Annotated in this window: 24 protein-coding genes and 1 pseudogene; 5 read left to right on the top strand and 20 right to left on the bottom strand. The window is 42.5% G+C overall.

The features are described from left to right. Positions 1-157 precede the first annotated feature (157 nt). The 14 genes and pseudogenes from ACED46_RS06770 to ACED46_RS06835 all read right to left on the bottom strand — a co-directional run bounded on the left by ACED46_RS06770 (position 158) and on the right by ACED46_RS06835 (position 12766). A complete protein-coding gene (locus ACED46_RS06770) occupies positions 158-1174 on the bottom strand; it encodes a tetratricopeptide repeat protein (RefSeq protein ID WP_371721136.1) in 1017 nt (338 codons plus the stop codon). Then, positions 1171-2142 (bottom strand): type II secretion system F family protein, encoded by a 972-nt coding sequence (locus ACED46_RS06775; protein ID WP_017063312.1) that lies wholly within the window; start codon positions 2140-2142, stop codon positions 1171-1173. The genes ACED46_RS06770 and ACED46_RS06775 overlap by 4 nt, the downstream gene beginning before the upstream one ends. 3 nt (positions 2143-2145) lie before the next feature. After that, positions 2146-3111: a type II secretion system F family protein gene (locus ACED46_RS06780; RefSeq protein ID WP_017063311.1), complete on the bottom strand. Its 966-nt coding sequence runs from the start codon at positions 3109-3111 to the stop codon at positions 2146-2148. Positions 3112-3121: 10 nt separating this feature from the next. Further along, positions 3122-4432, bottom strand: a pseudogene (locus ACED46_RS06785) (CpaF family protein); the annotation flags it as partial. 174 nt (positions 4433-4606) lie between these two features. After that, positions 4607-5821 carry an AAA family ATPase gene (locus tag ACED46_RS06790; RefSeq protein WP_371721137.1) on the bottom strand — a complete coding sequence of 405 codons (1215 nt, stop codon included), beginning with the start codon at positions 5819-5821 and terminating at the stop codon, positions 4607-4609. 1 nt (position 5822) lies between these two features. Further along, positions 5823-6323 carry a TadE/TadG family type IV pilus assembly protein gene (locus tag ACED46_RS06795; protein ID WP_371721138.1) on the bottom strand — a complete coding sequence of 167 codons (501 nt, stop codon included), beginning with the start codon at positions 6321-6323 and terminating at the stop codon, positions 5823-5825. Continuing rightward, complete coding sequence (locus ACED46_RS06800; protein ID WP_017063307.1) at positions 6323-6751, bottom strand: TadE/TadG family type IV pilus assembly protein; 429 nt, start codon at positions 6749-6751, stop codon at positions 6323-6325. Before ACED46_RS06800 ends, ACED46_RS06795 begins: the two co-directional genes overlap by 1 nt. A gap of 2 nt (positions 6752-6753) precedes the next feature. Then, positions 6754-8019: a Tad domain-containing protein gene (locus ACED46_RS06805; RefSeq protein WP_017070364.1), complete on the bottom strand. Its 1266-nt coding sequence runs from the start codon at positions 8017-8019 to the stop codon at positions 6754-6756. 14 nt (positions 8020-8033) lie between these two features. Continuing rightward, the gene (locus ACED46_RS06810; RefSeq protein WP_017063305.1) at positions 8034-8303 is read right to left on the bottom strand and encodes a hypothetical protein; all 270 of its coding nucleotides are present in this window, start codon (positions 8301-8303) and stop codon (positions 8034-8036) included. Next, positions 8293-9750, bottom strand: coding sequence for a type II and III secretion system protein family protein (locus ACED46_RS06815; RefSeq protein ID WP_029235122.1), 1458 nt, complete (start codon positions 9748-9750; stop codon positions 8293-8295). The genes ACED46_RS06810 and ACED46_RS06815 overlap by 11 nt, the downstream gene beginning before the upstream one ends. An 8-nt stretch (positions 9751-9758) precedes the next feature. After that, positions 9759-10508, bottom strand: coding sequence for a Flp pilus assembly protein CpaB (cpaB, locus tag ACED46_RS06820; RefSeq protein ID WP_017063303.1), 750 nt, complete (start codon positions 10506-10508; stop codon positions 9759-9761). After that, positions 10501-11850, bottom strand: a complete 1350-nt coding sequence (locus tag ACED46_RS06825; protein WP_371721139.1) for an AAA family ATPase — start codon at positions 11848-11850, stop codon at positions 10501-10503. Before ACED46_RS06825 ends, cpaB begins: the two co-directional genes overlap by 8 nt. Before the next feature lie 34 nt (positions 11851-11884). Then, on the bottom strand, positions 11885-12415 hold the full coding sequence (locus ACED46_RS06830; protein WP_017063301.1) for a prepilin peptidase: 531 nt from the start codon (positions 12413-12415) through the stop codon (positions 11885-11887). Between the two features lie 162 nt (positions 12416-12577). Further along, complete coding sequence (locus tag ACED46_RS06835; protein ID WP_017063299.1) at positions 12578-12766, bottom strand: Flp family type IVb pilin; 189 nt, start codon at positions 12764-12766, stop codon at positions 12578-12580. Positions 12767-12959: 193 nt separating this feature from the next. On the opposite strand from ACED46_RS06835, the gene ACED46_RS06840 reads away from it, so the two are divergent. After that, positions 12960-13703: an AraC family transcriptional regulator gene (locus ACED46_RS06840; protein WP_017070369.1), complete on the top strand. Its 744-nt coding sequence runs from the start codon at positions 12960-12962 to the stop codon at positions 13701-13703. Positions 13704-13796: 93 nt separating this feature from the next. After that, positions 13797-15485 (top strand): AMP-binding protein, encoded by a 1689-nt coding sequence (locus ACED46_RS06845; protein WP_371721140.1) that lies wholly within the window; start codon positions 13797-13799, stop codon positions 15483-15485. 173 nt (positions 15486-15658) lie between these two features. Here ACED46_RS06845 and ACED46_RS06850 read toward each other — a convergent pair whose 3' ends face one another. From ACED46_RS06850 to ACED46_RS06865, 4 genes are all read right to left on the bottom strand, one after another. Beyond that, a complete protein-coding gene (locus ACED46_RS06850) occupies positions 15659-17041 on the bottom strand; it encodes a VWA domain-containing protein (RefSeq protein ID WP_371721141.1) in 1383 nt (460 codons plus the stop codon). Between the two features lie 11 nt (positions 17042-17052). Then, complete coding sequence (locus ACED46_RS06855; RefSeq protein ID WP_371721142.1) at positions 17053-17610, bottom strand: TadE/TadG family type IV pilus assembly protein; 558 nt, start codon at positions 17608-17610, stop codon at positions 17053-17055. An 11-nt stretch (positions 17611-17621) separates the two neighbouring features. Continuing rightward, entirely contained in the window at positions 17622-18116 is a 495-nt protein-coding gene (locus tag ACED46_RS06860) for a TadE family protein (protein WP_371721143.1), read from the bottom strand. A gap of 562 nt (positions 18117-18678) precedes the next feature. Next, the gene (locus ACED46_RS06865; RefSeq protein ID WP_017063293.1) at positions 18679-18831 is read right to left on the bottom strand and encodes a hypothetical protein; all 153 of its coding nucleotides are present in this window, start codon (positions 18829-18831) and stop codon (positions 18679-18681) included. Between the two features lie 99 nt (positions 18832-18930). Here ACED46_RS06865 and ACED46_RS06870 point away from each other — a divergent pair, with 99 nt between their 5' ends. Continuing rightward, positions 18931-19836 (top strand): LysR substrate-binding domain-containing protein, encoded by a 906-nt coding sequence (locus ACED46_RS06870; protein WP_371721144.1) that lies wholly within the window; start codon positions 18931-18933, stop codon positions 19834-19836. A gap of 130 nt (positions 19837-19966) precedes the next feature. Here the strand turns inward: ACED46_RS06870 and ACED46_RS06875 are convergent, their stop codons facing one another. Then, positions 19967-20173 (bottom strand): DUF1127 domain-containing protein, encoded by a 207-nt coding sequence (locus ACED46_RS06875; RefSeq protein WP_017063291.1) that lies wholly within the window; start codon positions 20171-20173, stop codon positions 19967-19969. Between the two features lie 103 nt (positions 20174-20276). Between ACED46_RS06875 and ACED46_RS06880 the strand changes: the two genes are divergently transcribed. Together ACED46_RS06880 and ACED46_RS06885 are read left to right on the top strand one after the other, a co-directional pair. Next, complete coding sequence (locus ACED46_RS06880) at positions 20277-21227, top strand: LysR substrate-binding domain-containing protein (protein WP_017068220.1); 951 nt, start codon at positions 20277-20279, stop codon at positions 21225-21227. A 45-nt stretch (positions 21228-21272) separates the two neighbouring features. Then, positions 21273-21485: a VF530 family DNA-binding protein gene (locus ACED46_RS06885; RefSeq protein ID WP_012604684.1), complete on the top strand. Its 213-nt coding sequence runs from the start codon at positions 21273-21275 to the stop codon at positions 21483-21485. 201 nt (positions 21486-21686) lie between these two features. Here ACED46_RS06885 and fusA read toward each other — a convergent pair whose 3' ends face one another. Next, entirely contained in the window at positions 21687-23774 is a 2088-nt protein-coding gene (gene fusA, locus ACED46_RS06890; protein WP_017058825.1) for an elongation factor G, read from the bottom strand. Positions 23775-23890 lie beyond the last annotated feature (116 nt).

A 23890-nucleotide genomic window follows, 5' to 3' on the forward strand; every position in this document is an offset into this window, starting at 1 on the left:
GGTTACGACGTTCGTTTCGATGATTGAATGTGTCGATTTAAAGACGCTTACCTTAGATACCCAACTTTAGATACTAAACTGAGTTACAAATAATAGCCCCTGATCAGGAAACTCATCAGGGGCTATCTTATTTAGAATGACTTAACTTGATAGGGCGTTATATCGGGGTGCTGGCTTTCATTTCCCTTACCTCTGCCAACGCTCTATTTAGGTTCTCATTAGCAATTTTGTAGTAAGACGGCTTTTTATCGATCGCTTGTTGAAGATAAGGAATCGCTTCATCAGGTCGACCTTGGAGAATTAAAAAATACCCGACATTATTCAACGCTTCGGGAGCATCCATATGACGCATAAAAACGTTGATCGCCTTTTTCACATCGCCGGAAGCTAAGTAAATAAGGGCAAGGTTATTCTGAGCTTTCTCATTGTTAGGCTCAATCTCTAACGCCGAACGAGTGTATTGATACGCTTCTTTGTAGTTGCCATACATGTAATGGGAGTAGCCCATGTTCAACAAGGCTTTTACTGAGGTTTTATCGATAGTGAGCGACTTTTTAAAATACTCTTGAGCTATTTGATGCTTACCTTCAACATCCTCCAATACCCCAATTCCCATATAAGCGAGTGCTGGCGACATGCTATCCACCTTCAAGCCAGCAACTTCACTTTGGCTTAACGCTTGGTAATTTTTAGTCGTTTCACTGCTTTTCAAGCGAACTTGATCGGCATTAATCGCTTTAAAAAAATAACTTCGTCCTTCATCGGTGCGGCGCTGCTTGGTATATAGAACCCCAAGTTGCTCCAACACTTCAGTATGCGCCGGATTAAAATCTAGTGCCGCCAGATAGGCTTTTTCAGCGAGCGCGTAGTTGCCTCTCGATGAGTGAATTCGGCCAATCGTAAACAGCGTTTTATCGTGAAACTCTTGATCAGGGAAAGACAGAGATCGGATGTACTCATAAAGCGCTAGATCGATATTGTTATCTCTCAGCGCCACATCACCACGCATGATCGCTTCTTTTTCACTAACCGGAGGATCGTCACTGGTTAAGGTGTCAATGGGCTTCCCCGAATACAACTCAGCATCAAACTGATTGGTTGGCTCATCAGAAGAAGCACACCCTAAAACTAATAGCGGCAGCAAAAGTAAAACCATTCTGTTCATTAGCATCATAAACCAACTCCTGGCGCACTTAATGCGTCCATAACAATCATCATCCCAGGTCCTAGGGCAACAATAAAAAAACACGGCCAAATAAATAACAACATAGGAAACAACATTTTAGTTGGTATTTTTGCTGCAATCTCTTCCGCAGCTTGTTGGCGCTTATCTCGAAAATCTTCGGTATAGTCTCGTAACGTTTGCGCTAAGCTCCCCCCCATTCTGGAGGCATGTGAGAGCAAAGAGACGAGCCCGTCTAATTCATGAAGGCCAGTCCGTTCGACAAGTTGACTCAAAGCATCTGGCATCGTGACACCCGCCTGAATTTTGGCAAAAACCGTATCCAGCTCATCGGCAAGTTCGGGCTGTGAGATGTATAACTCATTAGCAACTCGTCCCAGCGCCGCATTAAAGCCAAGGCCTGATTCAGTACAAACCACCAAAAGGTCGAGCGCGTCAGGTACCCCATTTCTAATTTTTCTCTGTCTCTCTTTTTGCATTTTACTCAATACAAAGTTGGGTAAAAACGTGCCGACAAAGATACAAGTCACAATCAATAAGTTGTTATAACTGTCACCAATCGCCAGATAAAACACCACGAACGCACAGACAAACCCGATAAGAGCGGAAAGCACTTTGATGGAATAAAAGACTGAAAGCGCACTTTTTTCATGGTATCCAGCGTGCATGAGCTTTTCTGAATAGCTTTCGTTGTCCTTTTTGTTCCCTCGCCCAATAAATGGCGTTAACGACTCCAAGGTATTCGTAAAATCATAAGACTTCCGGCTGCCCGTTTGGCTACCTCCAGAAATCTGTTTTAACTTTTTATCCAACGGTGAACGAGCGCCAACAAAAAGAAAACCAAGAGTGAGGGTAAGTAACATCGTGGTCAGCAAAATCATCCCGTAGAGTAAGGTTTGACTGCTGATCCCGAACTCAGAGAGTGCTTGTTTCCATACTTCTAAATCAAAGAATTCCATAATTTATATCTCGATATTTATTATTTTTCTTATCCACAATGCCCCAATCGCCAACAAGATCACTCCAATACTGACCATCGATATTCCTCTAGGGTCACTGTACAAAGGCTCAATGTATTCAGGGTTTACGAATTTAAGACCGAAAAACAGGGCAAACGGAGAAAGGGTCAGTATCCAAGCAGAAAGGCGACTCTCAGCTGAGAGGGTTTTGATCTTTCTTTCGAGTTTAAAGCGGGCTCTTAATACCTCAGATACTTTTTGCAGATTCTCAGAGAGGTTCCCCCCTGTCTCTTTCTGCAACATGACGGCACTTGAGAAAGCCAACATCGAAACGGTCGGTGCTCGCTCTGTCATTTGCATGATCGCGAGCCTCAAGTCGTAGCCATAATTAAGCAGGTTATAGGTGTTCTTAAACTCAACACCGATCGGCTCAGGCATCTCTTCACCCACCTCATTGAAAGACTGAACCAATGGCTGCCCCGCTTGTAAGGCTCTTCGAATAATATCCAGAGCCTCTGGCAGCTGCTCTTCGAATCGAGCCATCCTGTATGTCACTCTATTTTGGACAAACAGATAAGCGACAACCCAAGCGAAGACGAAAGCGGCTACACAAATGAACCACACTTGATTAAACACTAAAGCCATTAAAGCCAATAAGGTTCCGCACAAAAATACGATGAACAAAAAGCGACTTAACGTAAGGTGGAGACCCGCTAATTCCAGCATACGTTTTAGGTCGGCAAAGAAAGGAATCACAATTAATTTTCGGTCGAGCGGTGATAGCTCTTTGTTGTAGTGCTCTTTTAAGAGCGACAAGCTCTCTTCATCAATATTTCTTTGTGTCTCTTTTAGACGGCGAGATAACTCTTTGTGTTTGGCTTTTTTCCCGGCTGCTGGCAATAACAAGGCTTGCGAAATAAACAACACCGCAACAAACAATAGGACCAGCGAGACAGTTACGTTATCCATAATCCGTTCCTCAGCTATGTGATTCAGTAAAGAGCTCAAAAGGCAGATCAAGACCACGCTTAACCAATTGGTCATGAGACTGAGGCACTACACCGGTTGCGGTGTAATAACCTAAAATATTGCCATGCTCATCGATGCCTTGACGCTGAAAGTGGAAGATCTCAGACATAGTGATGACCTCTCCTTCCATACCATTGATCTCTTGGATACTAACCATACGACGCTTACCATCTTCTTGCCTTTCCATCTGAACTACTAGATGGATAGCAGAAGCAATCTGCGCTCTGAGATTTTTGGTAGAAATGTTCCAGCCCGCCATCGAAAACATGTTCTCTACACGGCTTAGTGCATCACGAGGGGTGTTGGCGTGAATGGTTGCAAGGGAACCGTCATGCCCGGTATTCATCGCAGCCAACATATCGACCGCTTCACTACCACGCACCTCCCCGACAACGATACGGTCAGGTCGCATACGTAACGTGTTTTTCACTAGCTCTCGCTGACTTATCTCACCTTTTCCTTCAAGGTTTGCCGGACGAGTTTCAAGACGAATAACGTGGGGTTGCTGGAGTTGAAGCTCTGCGGAATCTTCTATTGTGATGATTCGTTGATCTCGTGGGATGAAACCAGAAAAGATATTAAGCGTCGTGGTTTTCCCTGACCCCGTACCGCCTGAAATTAATATATTGAGCTCACCTTTAACGGCCGCTTCGACAAATTTCGCCATTTGCGGAGAGGCTGACTTATATTCCAGCAAGTTGTCCATAGTTAGGCTGTCTACCGCAAAGCGTCGTATGGATACCGATGGGCCATCTAAGGCAAGAGGTGGGATAATTGCATTTACCCGAGAGCCATCGGCCAATCGTGCATCCACCATAGGAGAGGCTTCATCAATTCGACGTCCCACTTGGCTAACAATACGGTCAATGATGTTTCTAAGATGTCGGTCATCCAAAAACGTATAAGGGGTCTTTTCTAACTTACCACCTCGCTCAACGAACACATTTTTAGGCCCATTAACCAAAATATCAGATACGGTTTTATCGGCTAGCAATGGCTCTAAAGGCCCCAAACCAAACACTTCATCTTCGATTTGTTTGATCACTCTTTTCCGGCCTTCCGCACTCAGAGCATGGCTTTGATCGTCTGCCATTAGCTGAACAATCGCTTCATGAAGGTCAACTTTAGCGCGCTCTTTATCAAGGCTTGAAAGCAGACCAAGGTCAAGTGTCTCTAAGAGCTGTTTATGAAAATAGTGCTTAATTGAAAGCTCTTGTTCTAAGACTTTTTTTGCTTCATTAACCGATTTTTCTTGTTCTTCGTTGGCATCTAGCCCTTTAAGAACAACAGAATCACTAACGGCTCCTTGAGGAAAGGCAGCAATGTTCTCGCTTTCTTGTTGCGAAAACTGTTCTACTTTTTTTTCAAACTCCGGATTTATATTTTTTCGTTTAAAGAACATAACGATCCCTCATCTATGCTTAGAACAAACAACCTATGAAAATATCTTTTTGAGCCAACTCTTCTCTTCTTGCTCTGGAGGAGAAAGGATATGAGACAAATCGATGATCGAGCGTGTAATCGAACTCTTCTTTTTTGACTCAACCAATGGTTGACCTAAATTGGCACTCTCCAATGCGACCTTAAAATCGTTAGGCATTAAATGGATATCATGCTTCCCAACGGTTTGTTCTATGTCTGATAACTTAATGGTTTGTCGTTTCTCATAACGATTCACGATGATCTCGATTGCGTCTTGTTGTAACCCGTACTCAAATTTCAGAGTTCTGACTAAACGGTTACTGTTTTTGACCGACACTAAGGTTTGTTGAGCAACGAGTAACACCTTAGTCGCAGGGGAGATAGCTGATGCGAAAATATGATCTAACCCTCGAGAGAAATCGATAACAATGTAACGATAGAAGCGACGTAATACGGGTAATAACCTCCCAATCTTTTGGGCATGTTCATAATCATCCGCGTTATTTTCATGTTTGAAGCTTAAAACGTGTAACCCCGATGAGTGCTTGTTAACTAAGCTATTCAAAGACATCTCATCCAAATCATTTGAGCTGTCGATAGCATCCGAAATACTGTAGGCTGGGGTGATATTCAAATATTCAGGAATAACTCCAAATTGAAGGTCTATATCAAGTAAAAGCACCTCATTCGGATGGTAACTTGCTATTTCAACGGCCGTGTTTAGCGCTAAGGTTGTCGCCCCCATTCCACCTTTGGTGTTAATAAACAGGAACACCTCCCCGTAGCTAGAGTTTTCAATTTTTTCCGCTGCGGTTTTCTTGAGTAACGGTAAGAGACCAGAAATAGAAATGTCATGAGATAGGAAATCAGAAGCACCCAGTCTTAGCGCTATTTTTAATGATCCATTGTCATTCTCATCACCGAATACAACCAAAGATAAATCATGCTCTTCCAATTGCAGATTATAGCTTTGCAGATCGACCATTTTCTGAGCCCAACCACCACTCGCTTCGACAAAGATAAGGTCGGGAGTATCTATGCTTCTCACATATTCTTCGGTCATGCCTAATAATGAAAAAGAGTCGATATGAACATTTCGACAACGTTTCAATTGCTGCCTCATATGAGCATGAAAGTTTTCATTGCTATAGATAAGCCATACATTCAAGTTGGTTTTAAGGCGAATCGCATCGTCTTCATTCGGTAAAATATCAATTGCTTCGCCCATATTACCCACCCTGTATTTGTTCCGGACATCTTGTCCTAGTATTTGTATTGGCTTTGATTACACCTAAATTCTCAGCGGGTAAAATCGTCTCAAACGCAGGTGCCGCAAGAAACCCATTTGTCCCTAAAAAGCTGAGGTTGCTGATCAGCTGAATGCCATAGCCTGTCGCTCTTGCTCGTACAAACTTAATCGCACTAAAATTGGTTTCGAAATCAGAGGTAATTTCAGTGCCAGCAGCATCCAAATACGCCACCTCCAAGTTGCTATCGCTAAACCCCAGTAGTGGAATGTCTTCTACAACAATCCCCGCAATGTTATCGCGGTCTAAGACGTAACAAACGGTCGCTAGCCTTGCCGCTTTTCTCGTCGCCTCGTTAACAATCTGGAGTGAGAATACATAAGCCCCCAAAGCCAAAATCAGAAAAATCAGCAAGAAAACCAACCAAGAAACTATCGTAAACTCGATAATGGCTAAGCCGTTGTGCTTGTTGATTGGTTTCATCAGAAAACCCTCATAACAGACGACACACTTAAGGGAACAGATAAGCTTTCAGATGAAAATGGAATCGATAAAAAGTGAGGAACATAGTCGTAATTAACCGTTACTCTCACATAACTGTCTGCTGAAGGAGGAGTGACAACTACATCAGAAGTTGCAAGGCTAGAAAGTATCGCCGTACCTACAGTGTTCTTACCGTAAACCACAATATTTTGAATTTCCGCAGTAGGAGCTAATGTCCCACCCTTTGTTCCATACACCTCACTTACAGCATAACGAGCTCCGTTTTGAACCGATTTTGAGATGACATTGTAGTGAATTAGGATGTTTCCCAGTTCAAGAACCAACACCAAGAAAAACAGTAATACTGGTGTCGCAATCAACATTTCAATTGCAGCGAGGCCCTGTTGTTTTTTAAAGTTGTTATCCATAACTAAGAGCCTCCTCCATCTGGGTCTTTATACAAAACAATTTTGTAAGGACCTTCAGTTGATGACTCAGCCCCACCAGAACCGCCAGCAACACTACAAGAATGTATGAATTCACCAAATACTGCAGGAGTACCGGAATTGTTAGTTGGCGCCTTTTGTAATAAGAAGAAGCACCCTATTTTCTGAACGGTAAAACTGGTTACTCCACCACTTTTACCTGAGCAATCGACCATAGGAATAGGAAGAATACGTCGCCATGCTGTACCACCAGACACACAACCAGAGCCCATACTTGCTATACATGCGTTGGTGTCAGCCTCATATTGGGAATAGGTATAAGAGCCATCAAAATCAATATCACCCGTTTTACTGTCTATCTTAATTTCAGAACTGGGCTCAGTCGTTACATAATCAGATGGGTAATCTGAACTTGATAAGCCGCCACCATAATCACCAAAACGAGTATTTAAACCATCAGCTGTAGGCCCAACCGTTCCCCCAGGCTTGGTAGTAACACTATCGCCAATAGCGACAGAGTAATCATAGTAACCAGCCAAGGCTTCTTTTACCGTGCTACCTCCAGATCCAAAGTCCAGTAGGTGATAATTACCATTTCCCATTTGAGACAGTTTTTTATCGCCCACTTTTAGAGCATGAACTGTACCTACCTCATAACCAAAGACATTGGTAATTGCCTCACCGGTAGCATCATCATAACCATCTTCGTTAATATCGTTATCTGAAGTCCCGTCACCAGTACACACTCCAATGGGTACAATATTATTCACAACTTGCAGTCCTGAGCTTGGTCCTGCAACCGCTGTTGCCGATACGCTTTTTGCTAAACCAAACATCTGAATAAAGAATTCATCCATATCTAATGAGCTGACATTAACTCGAACATATACATCATCATCAGCACCAAACGTAGGGGTCCCCGCAAAGCTTTGAGGGTCGTTAGAGTATTCAACGCTAACCACTGCAGTTGAGAAATCAAATTCATGATTACCAGAAGCCCCCGCCATAGCATTCAATGTTGATGTAACTTCTGCAGATACCGCGGTTTGATCTTTACTGTTATCCAAAATAGTCGCTGCCGCTAACGCCGCTGAGTCAACCGCATTCTGTAAGCGCGTTTTATTCACTAGCATATGGTTGATATCCACGGCTAACGCTGACACAGCAAGGAAGACAAGCAACGCTATAGTCACAAATATGACAACCAATCCGCCCTGTTTTTTAGGTTTTCTTGATACTTGATACAACATAAAGTACCTCCAAACTAATTAAAGCTCTGTAAGACCTGACTATTGCTCTCTGAAAGATCTTCATCGCCTTTACCCACGTAACTGTCGTAACCAGCCTGCATGCGCTCCCCGGTACCATCAGGTAAAACCTGCAAGTTCTCTTGAGTTGCATTCGGGTTGTACGTTTGCTCCATTTTCAGCTTAGCAACCGACTGCCCCAAAGGCGCGTCATTCGCACAACCGACTAATACCAGTGCGAGAAAGACCATCATTGTTCTAATCATATCTATCTCCTTATAAATCATGACCAAATGAACCTTCGCTACCACCATCAGTTGGCGCAATGTCTTTAGCGGAACTTGAATTATTCTTGTCTTCAGAGTCAGAAGGCTCAGCAATGTAAGCGCTTTTACCTAACAAGTAATATTCCAGGTCATTAGGGTCAACAAAGGCATCAGTTGGTAGTGTGACTTGACTTCTGTCCACTGGTTTAGCGAGTCGAGGAGTAACAAGAATGACAAGCTCTGTTTCTCCCGATACGTATTCTTGACTATTGAAAAGCTGGCCTAGGATCGGCACATCACCAATACCCGGCATTTTGTTGCTGATATCACGCACGTTCTCGCTCAGTAGCCCTGCAATACCGATGGTTTGTCCATCTGCAAGCTCAAGCGTAGAAGAGGCGCTTCGACGTGTAATTGGTGGAATAAAGTAAGTCGCGTTGGTCGAGCCGGGGTCGATAGTCAATGAACTGCTGTTCGCAATTTCACTTACATCAACCGCTAAGTTCAGGTTGATCTTTTTATCACTGAGTACGGTCGGTATAAATTTCAGCCCTACCCCGTATTCTTTGTATTCAATGGTAATCCCATCATCATCCGGAACTGGAATTGGAAATTCACCACCCGCGAGAAACTCGGCCTTAGAGCCACTCAATGCAGTTAAATTCGGCTCTGCTAATACCTTCGCGACACCATTTTGCTTGGCGACATCCAATGCAAAGGTAAATAAGGTATTACTATCGATGAAAGACCCTAGAATCCCGTAATCAGTTGAGGTAGGAATATCGAAGATTGGTGTTGCACCCAGTACACCAGCAGGAACAGATGAAGCTCCCCACGAAAAGTTGGAACCACTGGTTTGGAAGAAGTGGAAATTAGCATCGAACTTTCTCACTAAACTCCGCTGAACCTCGGCGACAGTTACCTCTAACATCACCTGTTGGGCGCCACCGATAGACATTAAGTTGATAACACCAGTTGCAGCAGCTTGCTCACTACCACTCTCTTTAGAATCATCTGCAGCCTGCCCTGCGGCGTAGGTTTCAGCAATTCTCATAGCGACATTCATCTTCTGTTGATTACTGATTTGCCCACTCAACAGCAAGCGATTCTGAGCGCTATGTACCTCGATAGTCTCGTCAGGAAGAAACTCATACAGCTTGGATTTCAGGCTATTAAGATCATGAGTCACCTCGATATTAATAGACTCAATCAACTGGCCTCGAGAATCCCAAGCCATCAAGTTGGTTGCACCTAACTTGTTACCAATCAAAAACACTTCGTTAGATTTCAAAATCACGATGTCCAAAACATCAGGGTCGCCAAGTGAAACCTTGCTCGCTTTACCTGATAACACGACATGCGTCGATTTATGATGCGGAACCGTGACTGTTTTTCCGGTTTGCAATGCAGCAAAACTTACGTTCGAAAAACAAAGCAGGCTCAAAACACACGCTAATATTATTCTCATATCTCACCTCAATCCTTGACGCGCACACTGGATGTTTCCGTACCCTTGATAATGGTCACGCTTGGTCTAGGCACGTATCGACGAACGACTTTCTTCTCAACTTCATGAGGATTTCTTAAGGTAAGCTGAATACTGCCTTTGCTCTTAGCCGTCAGAAGCTTTTCTGCATCTTTGGGGGTCACCTCAAGTGTTACCGCACGAACAATAATGGGGCTGTTTTCTTTGGTTCTGGCGGTCTGGTCTACCGCGAGCACTTTAATGTCTTTCAACACAGTTCGAGTGGCCGCAGAGTTTTTACCGTAGGAAACGGTATTGAGAATATCGACCTTGTTCCCGGGTAATAGAAACCCAGCTACACCGATAACGTCATCGACTCGAATTGTTACCGCTCGTTTATTTTCAGGAATCAAAGCCGCAAGTGTGGAGCCTTCACCAGGAACGGTGAAACGCAGCTTGTGAAGCACCTCTCCGGCATAAATGGTATTAGCGACAACCTGACCAATCAGCTCAGATTTATCCGAATAGTTGTTTTCATTGATCCAATCAACTTCCATCAACTTCGTCGTTAAATACTGCTCTTCAATTATGGTTCCAGCTTCAATTTCTTGAGAGGCCACTACAACCGGGTGACGTTCAACTTCTTCGACTTCTATCGTCGGTTGAACTTGGTTGTCCATCCATTGCTTAGCAAAAAATACAGCCGCTAAGCCGAATACTACGGACAGTAAAAACAATAGGAATACCTGACTCTTATTCATTATTTTCTTCCTCGTGTCCATCAGAGATAAAGTAGACTTCCCATGCCATGGAAAGAATATCGAAAGTAATAACGGGCGGGAGCTGCTCAAATGAAAGGATATCTTTGCTAATACCAGCGAGATCTTTAGGTAAGCAAGGGAAAAGAGGCACTTTGTAAAGCGTGTGCATTTGAGATAAGCGCTCAAAGAAGCCGCTTTGAAGTTCTAGCTCTTTCTCTGCCACAACATTCATCCACAAGGATTCATAGTCACGCAGATTAAGAGGCTTGAATTCGATTTTATAACCCAAGCGACGCAAAAATGCCGGATCACTGATCTTCTCCGGATTTAAGTTAGTAGAGAAAGCGAGGGTCAACACAAATGGCATTGTCACTTGCTGACCATTCGGCAACGAAAGATGATCGAAGTAATATTCCATTGGAACAATCCATCGATTGAGCAGGTTATCGACTGGCATTGGCTGACGCCCGAGGTCATCAATCACCAGAATTCCGTTATTCGCCATCATTTGTAACGGTGCCAACCACACTCGGCTGTTCTCTGAATGATTAACTTCAAGCATATCCATGGTTAGCTCTCCGCCCACCTGAATATTCGGTCTCTCACAATTGAGCCAACGCTTGTCGTACTGATCCTTAAGAGAAACCAATGTTTCACTGCCGTTGCGATCAAGCGGTTTATGGTGTTGCGTAGAGAAAACCTTAATAATGTTACCGAAGGCATAGACTGCATAAGGGATAAAAACTGAAGTGTGTAATGCATTAACTATGCGTGTCGCAACAAATGTTTTACCTGTACCGGCATGCCCATACAAAAGCAGAGCTCGTCCCGAGTTAATTGCCGGGCCTAGCACGGAGATCATTTTGTCTACGCCGTAAACATCACTAAGAGCCGCTTCAACATGTGGTCTGGTCACCAATTCCGCTCGCAAGTCTTGTTGTTTTACAATGTCACTGTATTGAGCAAGTGAAACGGGAACCGGGCCTAAATAAGCATCTCGAGTAAAAGCGAGATCTGCTTCTTCTATGCCCTTTTCTGATAAGGAGTAGCGAACATGACTGTGTGAAGAGGAGTCTAAAGATAAAGCTGAAGTTGGTTGAAAGACTTCAATGAATGATTTCTTTCTAAGTACCGCAAGTCCATTCTCAACAATATGGGTAACCACACACAAATGGTTAGAAAGCTCCAACACATCAGACTTAGGGTAAGCGGATAAGTGTTTAAGTAATAAGTTTTCAATCACAACTTCAGGTATACCAAGCGATTCAATGGAAGTCGGAATCAAAGGAGCTGATATTTGAGGCTTTAAATTACTCGGGGACGGTATCCCTCTAATATCCATATGTTCTCTCCAACACATCGAATTTCAATTTAAATTACGTAAAATAGCTATACATCGCTAAGCCTATAACAACTGAAGGTGCGAAAGGCATCGTCACCTTATTTGAATACCTAGAATGAACCGTTGACACAGTTTTTGTGCTGGTTGACATTCCACTAACTAACATTAGTTTCTCTTCAAAATAACCTTTTACCGTTAGAGACTCGCTGTTCGCACGGTTATAAAGTAAGTAAAACACAGCAATTATTCCCGCGGAAATGATAATATAATAAGTAATATCGAGTAGGTTACCCCATCCAACATATAGCCCTATCACACCCAAAAATTTCACATCGCCAGCAGACATTGCTCTCAAGAAATATAAGATAAGTCCCGAAGAGAAAAAAACAGCCGCCCCAACCAAAGAAGTGCCAAGTGAACCCCAAGTTAATCCACTATTAATCGCAATAATAAAGTACAACAATACAAATAAAATCAGAACCTTATTCGGTATTCGATTTTCTTTCACATCAAATACTGATACCACAACCAATAGCACCCAAAAAACTAGAGATTCACTTATCATTCATTCATATACCTGACACAATTAATTGAAATTTACTGAACAAGGATACAGCTATACCAGAGAATATTGCCCAAGCGAGAAAAACAAGCAAAGCCGCACCGATAATGTATTCGACAATGGTTAGTCCTTTCTGCTTTTTTATTCTCTTAATATTCATAGTTTCTATGGGGCTGTCGTCGTACTAATCGCACCAACAATCGCGCTTAGTTTCGTTGATAACGCACTACCTATTCCACTAAATATAGTTGTCAATCCTAAAACGAGCATAGCAGCACCGATCACATATTCTATGACCGTCAGACCTTCTTCATCATTCATGAATTCTTTAATGTTTTTCAATAAGTTACTCATAAGAATCTCTCCTTGATTTACGTATCAGGTTTTATTTACCTGTAAACTAAATCTAGAGCCGAACCATATATTCGGTTAGGATTTTCTTGCCATTTACTTGCACTTTTTTGTCGCACTTCTAATCTATTTAAATAAACACATTCATCCATACTTCTCTTACTGCTTATTTAAGTATGATACCGGTTTAATAACTATGAATATAATTACACCTTTACTGTCAGATATAGATAGCGACTTTAATTCAATCATCATCAATAAAATAAGTCGTTACTTTCTCATAAAAAACCATAAACAGGACATATCTATAATCAGCCACTTAGATGTAAGGTTAGTATTTTTTATATTGAATAAAACGGATGAACTTCAACTACTTAAAATGGCACTATCTATTTGTGAAAACTTGAACAAGAGAATTGTTATTATTTGTACAGGTCAGATACCTAATAACGTTCGAAATCATAAGAATGTATTCTTCGTAATTGAAACAAGCAGTCATCATCTGACCAGTTCATTCGAAGAACTAAAGCATAAAACCCAACACATCTTTGAAGCACATTTCGACCTCGATCGAGACATGAATAACAATAACCAAGAACCGACAAAACAGTTTACTTCTGAAGTTGTTAACTTTGTTATGGATAACATTAGCAAGGAAATAAGAGAAACAGACATAGCTGAAAAATGTCACTGCTCAGCAACCTACTTTTCTAAGAAGTTTCATCTACACTTTGGAGTAAGCTTTAGAGACTTTGTGTGCGATAAACGAATCCTGTTAGCCAAGAAGTTAATCGAAGCCGATACCGAATCAAAAATAGCTGTAATTTCTTATCAATGTGGCTACAAGGATGTGTCGTATTTTTCAAGAATTTTTAAGAAAAGGACGGGCGTAACCCCTGCAAGCTATAGACGTGCCTGCACAGATAACAGAAAACGCTAATTTTACTCCCTAAAAGAAAAAATCATGGTACATTTAACATGATCTTAACAAAAATAACCAAAAATAACTTAGCGAAAAACATGGAGTTAGACAATGATTCAGCCTAACGAGTTTAGCCAAGAACAAGCAACAGCTCTCCCTACACCCAATGACATGATTTTAAAATGGGCAGAAGAACGCCCAGATGAAGTCTATTTGAAACAGATTATTAATCGCCAATTTGTCGAATTTACTTATAAAGAAGTAGCAGACAAAGCACTGAAATTGGCGTCAGCATTAGAAGGACTCGGAGCCCAACCTGGCGATCGAGTCGCTCTCGTATCGAAAAACTGTGCAGAATGGTTCATCTGCGATCTTGCCATGATGTTAGGAGATTTTGTCAGCGTCCCAATCTTTCCTACAGCGGGTGCAGAAACCATTCAGTACTGTATTGAACACAGTGAAAGTAAAATTGTGATTGCGGGTAAGCTTGACGATCCTAAAGCCACTCAAAAAGTACTTGATGACAATCCGAGCTTAGTGAGTATTTCACTACCATACGACAGTGCAGCGAAGTGCCAACACACTTTCGAACAGCTCATTGATACACATGAACGATCAACCAAACGCCCTCAGCATCACGACGATAAGCTTATGTCACTTGTTTATACATCGGGTACATCAGGGTTACCAAAAGGCGCAATGCTCACGTACGGTGCGTTTACTTGGTCTGTTCAAAGGTTGATTGACCATATTGGGATCCAACCTGGCGATCGCCTATTTTCTTACCTACCGCTTGCTCATATTACAGAACGCGTTTACATCTTTGGTTCTTCAGTAATGGGGGGCGTGGTTACGGCTTTCCCAGAATCTTTAGACACCTTTATTGATGATGTGAAAATGCATCGCCCTACACTGTTTATTTCAGTTCCTCGCTTATGGACTCTGTTCCAGCAGCGAATCCAAGACAAATTGCCACAGAAGAAACTGAACTTCTTATTGAAGATTCCGTTTATCAACAACATCATTAAGAAGAAGCTTGCTGATGGTTTAGGGTTAGACCAAGCTCGTGTTCTCGGCTGTGGTTCTGCACCTGTATCACCCGCTCTACTCGCATGGTATGAGAGTGTTGGCCTGCACATTACCGAGGCATGGGGCATGACAGAGTCTTTCGCCTACAGCACGCTCAACTACCCATTCAGAGCCGATAAAATTGGTACGGTTGGTAATGCAGGTCCAGGGATCGAACTCAAAATAGCTGAAGATGAAGAGATTCTAGTTCGAGGCAAAGGCTTATTCTCTGGTTACTACAAGAATGATATTGCAACCCAAGAGTCTTTTAACTCGGATGGTTGGCTTCATACCGGTGATATCGGTGATATCGATAGTGAAGGTTACCTAACGATTCGTGGGCGTAAGAAAGATACCTTTAAAACAGCTAAAGGTAAGTTTGTTGCCCCTGTACCAATCGAAAACAAACTGTTTGAGTACAGCCGCGTAGAAATGATGTGTTTGATAGGGCTTGGCCTACCAGGCCCAATCCTACTTGTGGTACCGCATGACTTCCCTAATTTCGATAGAGCTCGCTATGAGAAAACGACAAAGCGCGTTATCGAGAAAATGAACGAGCAGCTCGGTTCACATGAGAAGATCAAAGGTGTATTGATGATTAAGGAACCATGGAGCATTGAGAATGGCGTGTTAACCCCGACTCTCAAAATCAAGCGACATATCCTTGAGCAGAAATACCATGAAGTTGGTCATAACTGGCCGAAAGATAAATTGGTGGTTTGGGAAGAATAACCATGACTTCCACCTAACACTGAATAAAGAGTGCTACTAAACTGAAACTAGCACTAAGAGGGAGCTTGAGAGCTCCCTCTTTTTATATGACCCACTTTCTGTTGGCCTTTCTTCCTATTGACCGTTTTTCTACTGACAGCCTTATTGCAAGTAAACCGACCCGCAGACAACTATTACAAGGTTAACCTGATAATTACGTCTAACATCTCATCAAAACAAGGACCTAGCGCCTCTTCATCGATGGCATGACAATACACTCCTTCAAGCTGAGCAGGGTCATAATCCGCACTAAGATCAGGATCATCTAATAGCGCACTAGAATTCGCCATCCGTAGCAATAAGTCTTCACCAAACTCGCTATCAGGTCCTGTCGCTGATGTTAGAGATGAACCTAACCCTAACGTAAATACATAAATATCTTCCGTTCTGGCTTTTTCCGCAATATCTTCGACGAGATTACGCGCAACCCGATTTACACGGGTATACAAATCATTCGCTGAATGACTATCTGGATCATATTGCGCGACTGGACGCAACGCATGAGACGGATTTAGAATGTTGAACTCGGTGGCGCTTGAATCATGAGTCGTGTAGTACTGGGGCATCTCACTGATATGGTCATCAATATCATTTCCCTCATAGCCACCAGATAAAGTGGTGGCTATCGAGTCATGCCTCCAAAGCCCTCTCGGCGTACCACTGGAACCATCGCTTGATCGAATAGCGCCCGTATGTGAATTCCCGTCCTCAAAATCAAACGTGGTTGCAAAGGTGTTTGGTGCTCCATCGGTAAAGAACACGATCACTTTCAAATTTGCCGGATCAGTCACCGTTCTCAGTTCATTCAGAGCTCGATACATCCCTTCCGATGCATTGGTATATTGTGCGTTCGAGGTACTACCAAAGTTAAAGCTATCAATTTCAGATTTGATAGTGCTTCGACTGTGTCCTCGAGTCGATGTGAACCCAACAGGTACCTCTGACCCAAACGCAAATTTCACCAACGAGATACGATCAAAACCTTCATGAAAATTCTCAACGAATGACTTAGACCTATCGATGACATCTTGAGTCACGTCGCCGATACTCCCTAACCTCAAAGATGTTGTGTTATCAATCACTAACACTAAATCTACAGGGCGGCGGATCGACTGTGCGGATACACCAGGGTTAAACGTGTCTAGCCCTATCAATGGCAAAAAGACAGTGGGCACTTGCGCTGTTGCTGAGATATCGATAGAGATATTACCAAACGAATCATTAGAGAAATTGACTGCGCCTAAGCTAGGAGTGGCTGAATAGAAGTCTGCGGGGATATTAGCTGCAAAATATTTTTGAGCAGCTGCCCGTCCAGCATCTTCGCCATTAGCGACCGCCCTTGCAGCCGCAATGCTGGCTGCATCGACCGCGGCAAATAATTTCGACTTAACAATATAAGCTCGACCAGCATCAACAGAAAGACCAACAACTAAGAGTATAAAAGGCAGCGCAATAATTGACATCAAAGCCACTAACCCACGACTGTAACGATATTTGATTGGGGTTCCCTTATCCATATCGACCTCCCTTACATATATGTTGTGTCGCTCAGAATGTATTCATCATCAAACACTCGACTAAAAATAGGCGAGTAGGCGTAAAAGACTTCAACGCTGTACACAATCTCTCCATCATCAAGTGCAACAGCTAAGTTGTTAACAACAGGAGGATCATCAGCATCCACATCCGAGCACTCTCCATCATTGGCCCAATTGCTGCAGCTCGCCCAAATAGCACTGTTTTTACTTAACCCGTGCTGGTTCCATCGATACTGACTTTTAATGTATGGAGAAGCATCTTCTTGACCGACCAACTCAGTAATGTAAATAACGCCGTCTTGCGTTAAATCCAAAGTGCCTGATGTTGTCGCTATGATGTCCATGACTTCTTGTGGGGTATCAGTGTTACTTCGCGAGATAATGTTTCCACCTTCTCGACTGATACTGATAATAACGTGGTTAGCTTGAATGAGATGTGTTATGTCGACAGCCGCCACGATCAGTAGCATAAATAAAGGCGCTATCAACGTCATTTCGATTGCTGCAAAACCTTTCTGAGCGGCTTTTTTCAATTTAAAAGGAAACATCCAGTCCCTCCCTAAAAAGCTTCGTTTTTCATCGCTGCGCTGACGGTAAATTTGAATTTTCCATCATCGAGCAAAACATACATATAGGGATTTACAGATGGCCACTCACAATCAAGATGAATAGAAATAATGTCTCCAGAACCGCCAAAGCCGGTGATTGCATTACCATAGACATCTTCAACACGTATATTCTGAACATCCATCACTTTATCGAGTAAACCGCTCGACGATTGAGAGATTTTTTCCAAGATAGCCGCTTCGCGATCACTCGATGAGTCAGGATCCAAGTCAGAACGACCTGTAATGGCATATCTTGCCCCCTCCCTTGCCGAGTGTTGCATGGTCAGTTTAACGAACCCATAAATACCAAGGTCAACAACCGTTAAAAAAAGCGCAAAAAACAGGCTCACCACAATCGTAAATTCGATAATAGCGATACCTTTTATTTTGGATTTTAGACCGCTTCGATAGCGGTTACGTTCTGAACCTCTTGAAATAAATTTCATACAGCCCCCACCCTTTCGTCTTTCTATTCATCCTATCTAGCCCAATAGAATCCTAGGAGATATAGAAAGACTCAACATTACAGATATAGAATTGATAAATGAGTTATTCAAGCAGCATTCAATTAATCAATTTCAACACTATTAATACGGAGGTGGATTCAAACTGTTTTTTGTTTAATTTAATTTAATTCAATTGCTTATATAAAATTAAAGGTTCTAATAAAACATAGTAATTAAATTTTCATTTATTAATCCAAAAAATAACTGTCTGTTTTATATCCATTAGACAAAGAAAGGAAAAAAACATTATGACGCTTGTTTTTATATAAATCAGAGTTAAAGTCTCAAAAATAAGACAACGTAAATTGAAAACTAAGCATTTAGTTTAGTAGGAATGGATTTTTATAAGTACTCGATGATTAATGGGTAAAGTCAGGCTGGATTAAGCGAGTACAAATGAATATTGTGGCCGAGATAGAACCAGCGAAACTAGCCTTCACGCTAATGGATACATAAGTCATGATTATAAACATTTAGTATAATCAGAAGCATCGTTATTCTATTACTCTAACCCTATATCTTCTTTCATCCTACGACTCAGCTGTTCTGCACATAAAACCTTATTCTGTTTCGCCTTAGCCTTACCTCCTTTGATCTTATTATTTTTAAACAACTTAGTCCCATAAAATCTTGTCCAACGGATTAATGCTTCCATAATTACTCTCTTGTATTTGCCATCGTTCTGTCGTTATTATGAAAACAACCTGTTCGATAATCGAACAACCATTATTAACAAGAACTATAAGCTGAGATTATGGACAATAGACTGCGTCACCTTTCAGGTCTCCGTTACTTTGAAGTTGCGGCTCGCTTGAACAATTACAGCAAAGCTGCTGAAGAGCTGTTCGTCACTCAAGCAGCCGTCAGCCAGAAGATTCGACAGTTAGAAGAACAGGTTGGATGTAAGCTCTTTATTCGTAAGGGGCGTGCAATGACTTTGACGCATGAAGGGCACACACTTTTTAGACATGTCTCTGATGGATTTCAAGATATTCTGCTGGGGTTAAACAAGATCCAATCAGAACCTATTCAAGGGCTACTTGTTGTTAGAAGTCCCCCCTCTTTTGCTTCTCGTTGGTTACTGCCTAGGCTGTGGAAGTTCTCGGTAAAGCACCCAGAGATCCCAATTAAGATACTAACAGGGTGTGATACACCAAATTTAAAACATGGCGAAATTGATGTGGCTATTCGACAAGGTGAAGATCTATGCGTTGAAGAAGGCTTGATTCTTGAGATGCTAATCAACGAACCGGTTTACCCTTTTTGTTCCCCTAAACTCGCAAACTCTTTGAACTTAACATCACCTGAACAACTCCTCAAATGTTGGCTGATTCAGTTTGATAGCGGTTGTTTCCCGTGGGATGAATGGTTTAGGCAAGCAAACATATCGACTCAAAGCAGCACCATTCAGTGGATGGAAGTCGGTACCTTTGATATGGGGCTAACCACGGTCATGGCGGGACATGGGGTTTGCTTGGCAACAGACAGCTTAGCTGGTGACTTCATCGAACGCGGCTTACTAGTGAAGCCCTTTGATATAGGCATGACACCTGGGGTTCAAGTCAACCTATGCTTTGATCCTAACTCCCCGAGAGAAGAGCGTATTACCGCGTTCACCAATTGGTTGCACGAAGAAGTAAACGAGCTATTGGAGAGTTAAATCTCATCTCCCACTTCTTTATATAAACTATAAACTTAACTCAACATAGAACGGTAACGTAAACCTGCCGACACCGACAAAACTATGTTGAGTTAAAGCAACGTCGAGTTAAAAGCTACGTTGCCTTGAATCACTCCCAAAATGACTTCTTCAGTTCTTTCTCGACTTGTTCCGACGTAATCCCGATATCTCTAAGTAAATAATCGGGTAGCTCAGACAGTTGCTTTCTGGTTCTACGATTTTGAAAGTACAGGCTTAATTTAGAATAGAATTTCTTAATTGATAATGATGACAAAAATGAATGGTTGGTATTTGCTGTTGCTGTGATCGTATTCATAGCCTTTCTCCTGTTGATCTTTTGCTTTGTTGTGGTCAATAATCAACCAGCAGAGCAACGTCGACAAACGATAGATACTGGCATTCAGTTAAGGAAAACTAATGTGAGAGAGCGTACCCCACCATTCCAAGGGATCTACTATTTTTATACGGCAGCTGAAACAGGCAGTTTCAAGCTCGCAGCAGAAAAGCTATTTGTCACGGCTGCAGCAGTCAGCCAACAAATTCGCCAACTTGAAGAATGGTTAGGCGCAGACCTGTTTATTCGCCAGCACCGAAAAATAGTATTAACTCATGAAGGTGAAGTGCTCTATCTACAAGCGAAGAAAGGCTTTGCTCATATTCAAGATGGAGTAAGACGAATAAACCAAGACCCCAACCCCACTCAGTTATCGATTTCGACCGTACCCTCTTTTGCACAACATTGGTTAGTGCCTAGAATAGGCGACTTCCGCGACCGTCACCCAGATTTATCTATGTTAATAGAACCGACCAACAAACTGGTTACCTTTGAAGACTCAGCTGTCGATGTCTGTGTTCGATATGGTCATGGTAACTACCCAAATATTGAATCACGTTGGTTAATGGACGAAGTTGTTTACCCTGTCTGTCATCCTATCTATCAAGAAAAATATGGAATCTATGACATCAGCGATCTGCATAAAGCAGAGTTAATTGAAGACCGTTGGCCTGATATGGATTGGAATCTATGGTTAGACGTTGCTGGGGCGAAGGCAGGACGTTCATCATTGCAATTTGATGGCTCTCATTTTGTGCTAGAAGGTGCGCTATCCGTTCAAGGTGTCGCGCTTGTTAAACACAGCTTGGTATACCGCTATTTGCAGGAAAAGAAACTCGTCCGAATCGGTAATATCGCGCTGAAGCCTAAATACAATTACTTTTTATGCGCGCCTCCAGGTTACTTCCATCGAGAGAAGATAAAACGTTTCGAAGAATGGATGCAGGCTCAGGTTAAATTATTTGGTGATACAGGTAGAGAAGAGCTTTCGATTATCCACACCGATTACGAACTCAAATGGTCGGATAATTCATAAAGCGAAACTGGTATACTTAGCTCAAATAAATGGCGAGAACATCTCATGACACAAGACAATAATCCACTTCACGGTATCACTCTACAGAAGCTACTGACTGAATTAGTTGAACATTACGGTTGGGAAGAGTTGAGTTACATGGTGAACATCAACTGCTTTAAAAAAGACCCGAGCATTAAATCGAGCTTAAAATTTTTGCGTAAAACAGATTGGGCTCGTACCAAGGTAGAGCAGATTTACATCGACTTAAAGCGTTAATCTCTCCCTACTTTATCTGTCCCGTGTTGATTAAATACGGGACAACCCCTGTGTCTACTTTTTAGGGGCCATATCAATATCACATCTCGCATCTCGCATCTCGCATCTCGCATCTCGCATCTCGCAGTATGTTACAAGCAATAAAAAGCCCCGCAAGCTTTCACTTGCGGGGCTTTTTTAGCTAATTGAGAAAAGGGCTAATTACTTACCAGCTTCTTTTTCTGCTTTAACTTTTGCAATCACTTCGTCAGCAACGTTAGTTGGACATGGTGCGTATTGTGCGAATTCCATAGAGAATTGGCCACGACCAGAAGTGATAGTACGTAGGTGACCGATGTAGCCGAACATCTCAGAAAGAGGTACGTCAGCTTTAATACGAACACCAGTAACGCCAGCTTGTTGATCTTTGATCATGCCACGACGACGGTTAAGGTCACCGATAACATCACCAACGTGATCGTCTGGAGTGAACACGTCAACGTTCATGATTGGCTCAAGAAGTTGCGCGCCAGCTTTAGGCATAGATTGACGGAATGCGCCTTTCGCTGCGATTTCAAATGCGATAGCAGATGAATCGACTGCGTGGAAACCACCATCGAAAAGTTCAACTTCAACGTCTAGAGTTGGGAAGCCAGCTAGTACGCCGTTTTCCATCATAGATGCGAAGCCTTTCTCAACTGCAGGCCAGAATTCTTTAGGAACGTTACCGCCCACAACTACAGAGTTGAACTTGAAGCCAGAACCTGCTTCGCCTGGTTTGATACGGTAATCGATCTTACCGAATTGACCAGAACCACCAGATTGCTTCTTGTGCGTGTAGCTATCTTCAATTGCTTGAGTGATAGTTTCACGGTAAGCAACTTGAGGAGCACCTACAGTTAGGTCAACGCCGTATGTACGCTTAAGGATATCTACCTTGATGTCTAGGTGAAGTTCACCCATACCTTTCAGGATAGTTTCGCCAGTCTCTTCGTCAGTCTCAACTTGGAAAGATGGATCTTCTGCAACCATTTTACCGATAGCGATACCCATTTTCTCAGAACCGCCTTTATCTTTTGGAGATACAGCGATTGAGATTACTGGAGTTGGGAATACCATTGGCTCAAGCGTTACTTGGTGCTTAGGATCACATAGAGTGTGACCAGTTTGCACGTTCTTCATACCAACGATCGCAATGATGTCACCAGCTTGTGCGCTAGTTAGTTCGTTACGGTCATCAGCTTGCATCTCAACCATACGGCCAACACGTTCAGTCTTGCCAGTGAATGAGTTAAGAATCGTGTCACCTTTGTTCAGTTTACCAGAGTAAATACGAACGAAAGTTAGAGCACCGAAGCGGTCATCCATGATTTTGAATGCAAGCGCTTTGAAAGTCTCATCTGTAGAAACGATAGCGTGTTCGCCAGTTTCTTCACCGTTCTCATCCATTAGAGGCTGAGGGTCAACTTCAGTTGGTGCTGGTAGGTAATCTACTACAGCATCAAGGATAAGTTGCATACCTTTGTTCTTGAACGCAGAACCACAGAACGTTGGGAAGAATGCGATATCACGAGTACCTTTACGGATACAACGCTTAACGTCTTCAATAGAAGGCTCTTCACCTTCCATGTAAGCTTCCATTAGGTCATCGTCTTGCTCTACAGCAGTTTCGATTAGCTCTTCACGGTATTGCTCAACGTCATCAACCATGTCCGCTGGAACATCTTTGATTTCGTAGTTTTCAGGAAGACCAGTGTCATCCCAAACGTATGCTTTACGGCTTAGTAGGTCTACAACACCAACGAACTCGTCTTCACGGCCGATTGGTAGAACCATTACTAGAGGAGTTGCACCTAGAACGTTTTTAACTTGGTCAACAACGTTGTAGAAGTCTGCACCCATACGGTCTAGTTTGTTAACGAAGATCAGACGAGATACTTCTGATTCGTTAGCATAGCGCCAGTTAGTTTCTGATTGAGGTTCAACACCACCAGAACCACAGAATACACCGATACCGCCATCAAGAACTTTAAGAGAACGGTATACTTCAACTGTGAAGTCAACGTGTCCAGGAGTATCGATAACGTTTAGACGGTGATCGTTCCAAAAACAGCTTACAGCTGCTGATTGGATAGTAATACCGCGCTCAGCTTCCTGTTCCATGAAGTCAGTCGTTGATTCGCCATCATGTACTTCACCAGTCTTGTGGATTTGACCAGTTAGCTTAAGGATACGCTCAGTGGTAGTTGTTTTACCCGCATCAACGTGCGCGAAAATACCAATGTTTCTGTATTTCGATAAATCTGCCATTGTCTTACTCTGTTAATAGGATATAAAATGCGCGCAGAGTATATCACAATCTGTGAAGACTGATAGCTTTGCATGCATTTGGGACTAAAAAACTTTGCCTTTTTCTAACATATAGA

The organism is Vibrio sp. 1S139 (assembly GCF_041439475.1).
Taxonomy (GTDB): Bacteria; Pseudomonadota; Gammaproteobacteria; order Enterobacterales; family Vibrionaceae; genus Vibrio; species Vibrio crassostreae_C.

Coding starts and splice junctions, on each gene's coding strand:
- ACED46_RS06855 (WP_371721142.1), bottom strand. CDS start 17,610: ATGTTTCCTTTTAAATTGAAAAAAGCCGCTCAGAAAGGTTTTGCAGCA.
- ACED46_RS06875 (WP_017063291.1), bottom strand. CDS start 20,173: ATGAATACGATCACAGCAACAGCAAATACCAACCATTCATTTTTGTCA.
- ACED46_RS06845 (WP_371721140.1), top strand. CDS start 13,797: ATGATTCAGCCTAACGAGTTTAGCCAAGAACAAGCAACAGCTCTCCCT.
- ACED46_RS06790 (WP_371721137.1), bottom strand. CDS start 5,821: ATGGGCGAAGCAATTGATATTTTACCGAATGAAGACGATGCGATTCGC.
- ACED46_RS06860 (WP_371721143.1), bottom strand. CDS start 18,116: ATGAAATTTATTTCAAGAGGTTCAGAACGTAACCGCTATCGAAGCGGT.
- ACED46_RS06840 (WP_017070369.1), top strand. CDS start 12,960: ATGAATATAATTACACCTTTACTGTCAGATATAGATAGCGACTTTAAT.
- cpaB (WP_017063303.1), bottom strand. CDS start 10,508: ATGAATAAGAGTCAGGTATTCCTATTGTTTTTACTGTCCGTAGTATTC.
- ACED46_RS06815 (WP_029235122.1), bottom strand. CDS start 9,750: ATGAGAATAATATTAGCGTGTGTTTTGAGCCTGCTTTGTTTTTCGAAC.
- ACED46_RS06870 (WP_371721144.1), top strand. CDS start 18,931: ATGGACAATAGACTGCGTCACCTTTCAGGTCTCCGTTACTTTGAAGTT.
- ACED46_RS06850 (WP_371721141.1), bottom strand. CDS start 17,041: ATGGATAAGGGAACCCCAATCAAATATCGTTACAGTCGTGGGTTAGTG.
- fusA (WP_017058825.1), bottom strand. CDS start 23,774: ATGGCAGATTTATCGAAATACAGAAACATTGGTATTTTCGCGCACGTT.
- ACED46_RS06805 (WP_017070364.1), bottom strand. CDS start 8,019: ATGTTGTATCAAGTATCAAGAAAACCTAAAAAACAGGGCGGATTGGTT.
- ACED46_RS06775 (WP_017063312.1), bottom strand. CDS start 2,142: ATGGAATTCTTTGATTTAGAAGTATGGAAACAAGCACTCTCTGAGTTC.
- ACED46_RS06810 (WP_017063305.1), bottom strand. CDS start 8,303: ATGATTTATAAGGAGATAGATATGATTAGAACAATGATGGTCTTTCTC.
- ACED46_RS06780 (WP_017063311.1), bottom strand. CDS start 3,111: ATGGATAACGTAACTGTCTCGCTGGTCCTATTGTTTGTTGCGGTGTTG.
- ACED46_RS06795 (WP_371721138.1), bottom strand. CDS start 6,323: ATGAAACCAATCAACAAGCACAACGGCTTAGCCATTATCGAGTTTACG.
- ACED46_RS06885 (WP_012604684.1), top strand. CDS start 21,273: ATGACACAAGACAATAATCCACTTCACGGTATCACTCTACAGAAGCTA.
- ACED46_RS06825 (WP_371721139.1), bottom strand. CDS start 11,850: ATGGATATTAGAGGGATACCGTCCCCGAGTAATTTAAAGCCTCAAATA.
- ACED46_RS06770 (WP_371721136.1), bottom strand. CDS start 1,174: ATGATGCTAATGAACAGAATGGTTTTACTTTTGCTGCCGCTATTAGTT.
- ACED46_RS06830 (WP_017063301.1), bottom strand. CDS start 12,415: ATGATAAGTGAATCTCTAGTTTTTTGGGTGCTATTGGTTGTGGTATCA.
- ACED46_RS06800 (WP_017063307.1), bottom strand. CDS start 6,751: ATGGATAACAACTTTAAAAAACAACAGGGCCTCGCTGCAATTGAAATG.
- ACED46_RS06835 (WP_017063299.1), bottom strand. CDS start 12,766: ATGAGTAACTTATTGAAAAACATTAAAGAATTCATGAATGATGAAGAA.
- ACED46_RS06865 (WP_017063293.1), bottom strand. CDS start 18,831: ATGGAAGCATTAATCCGTTGGACAAGATTTTATGGGACTAAGTTGTTT.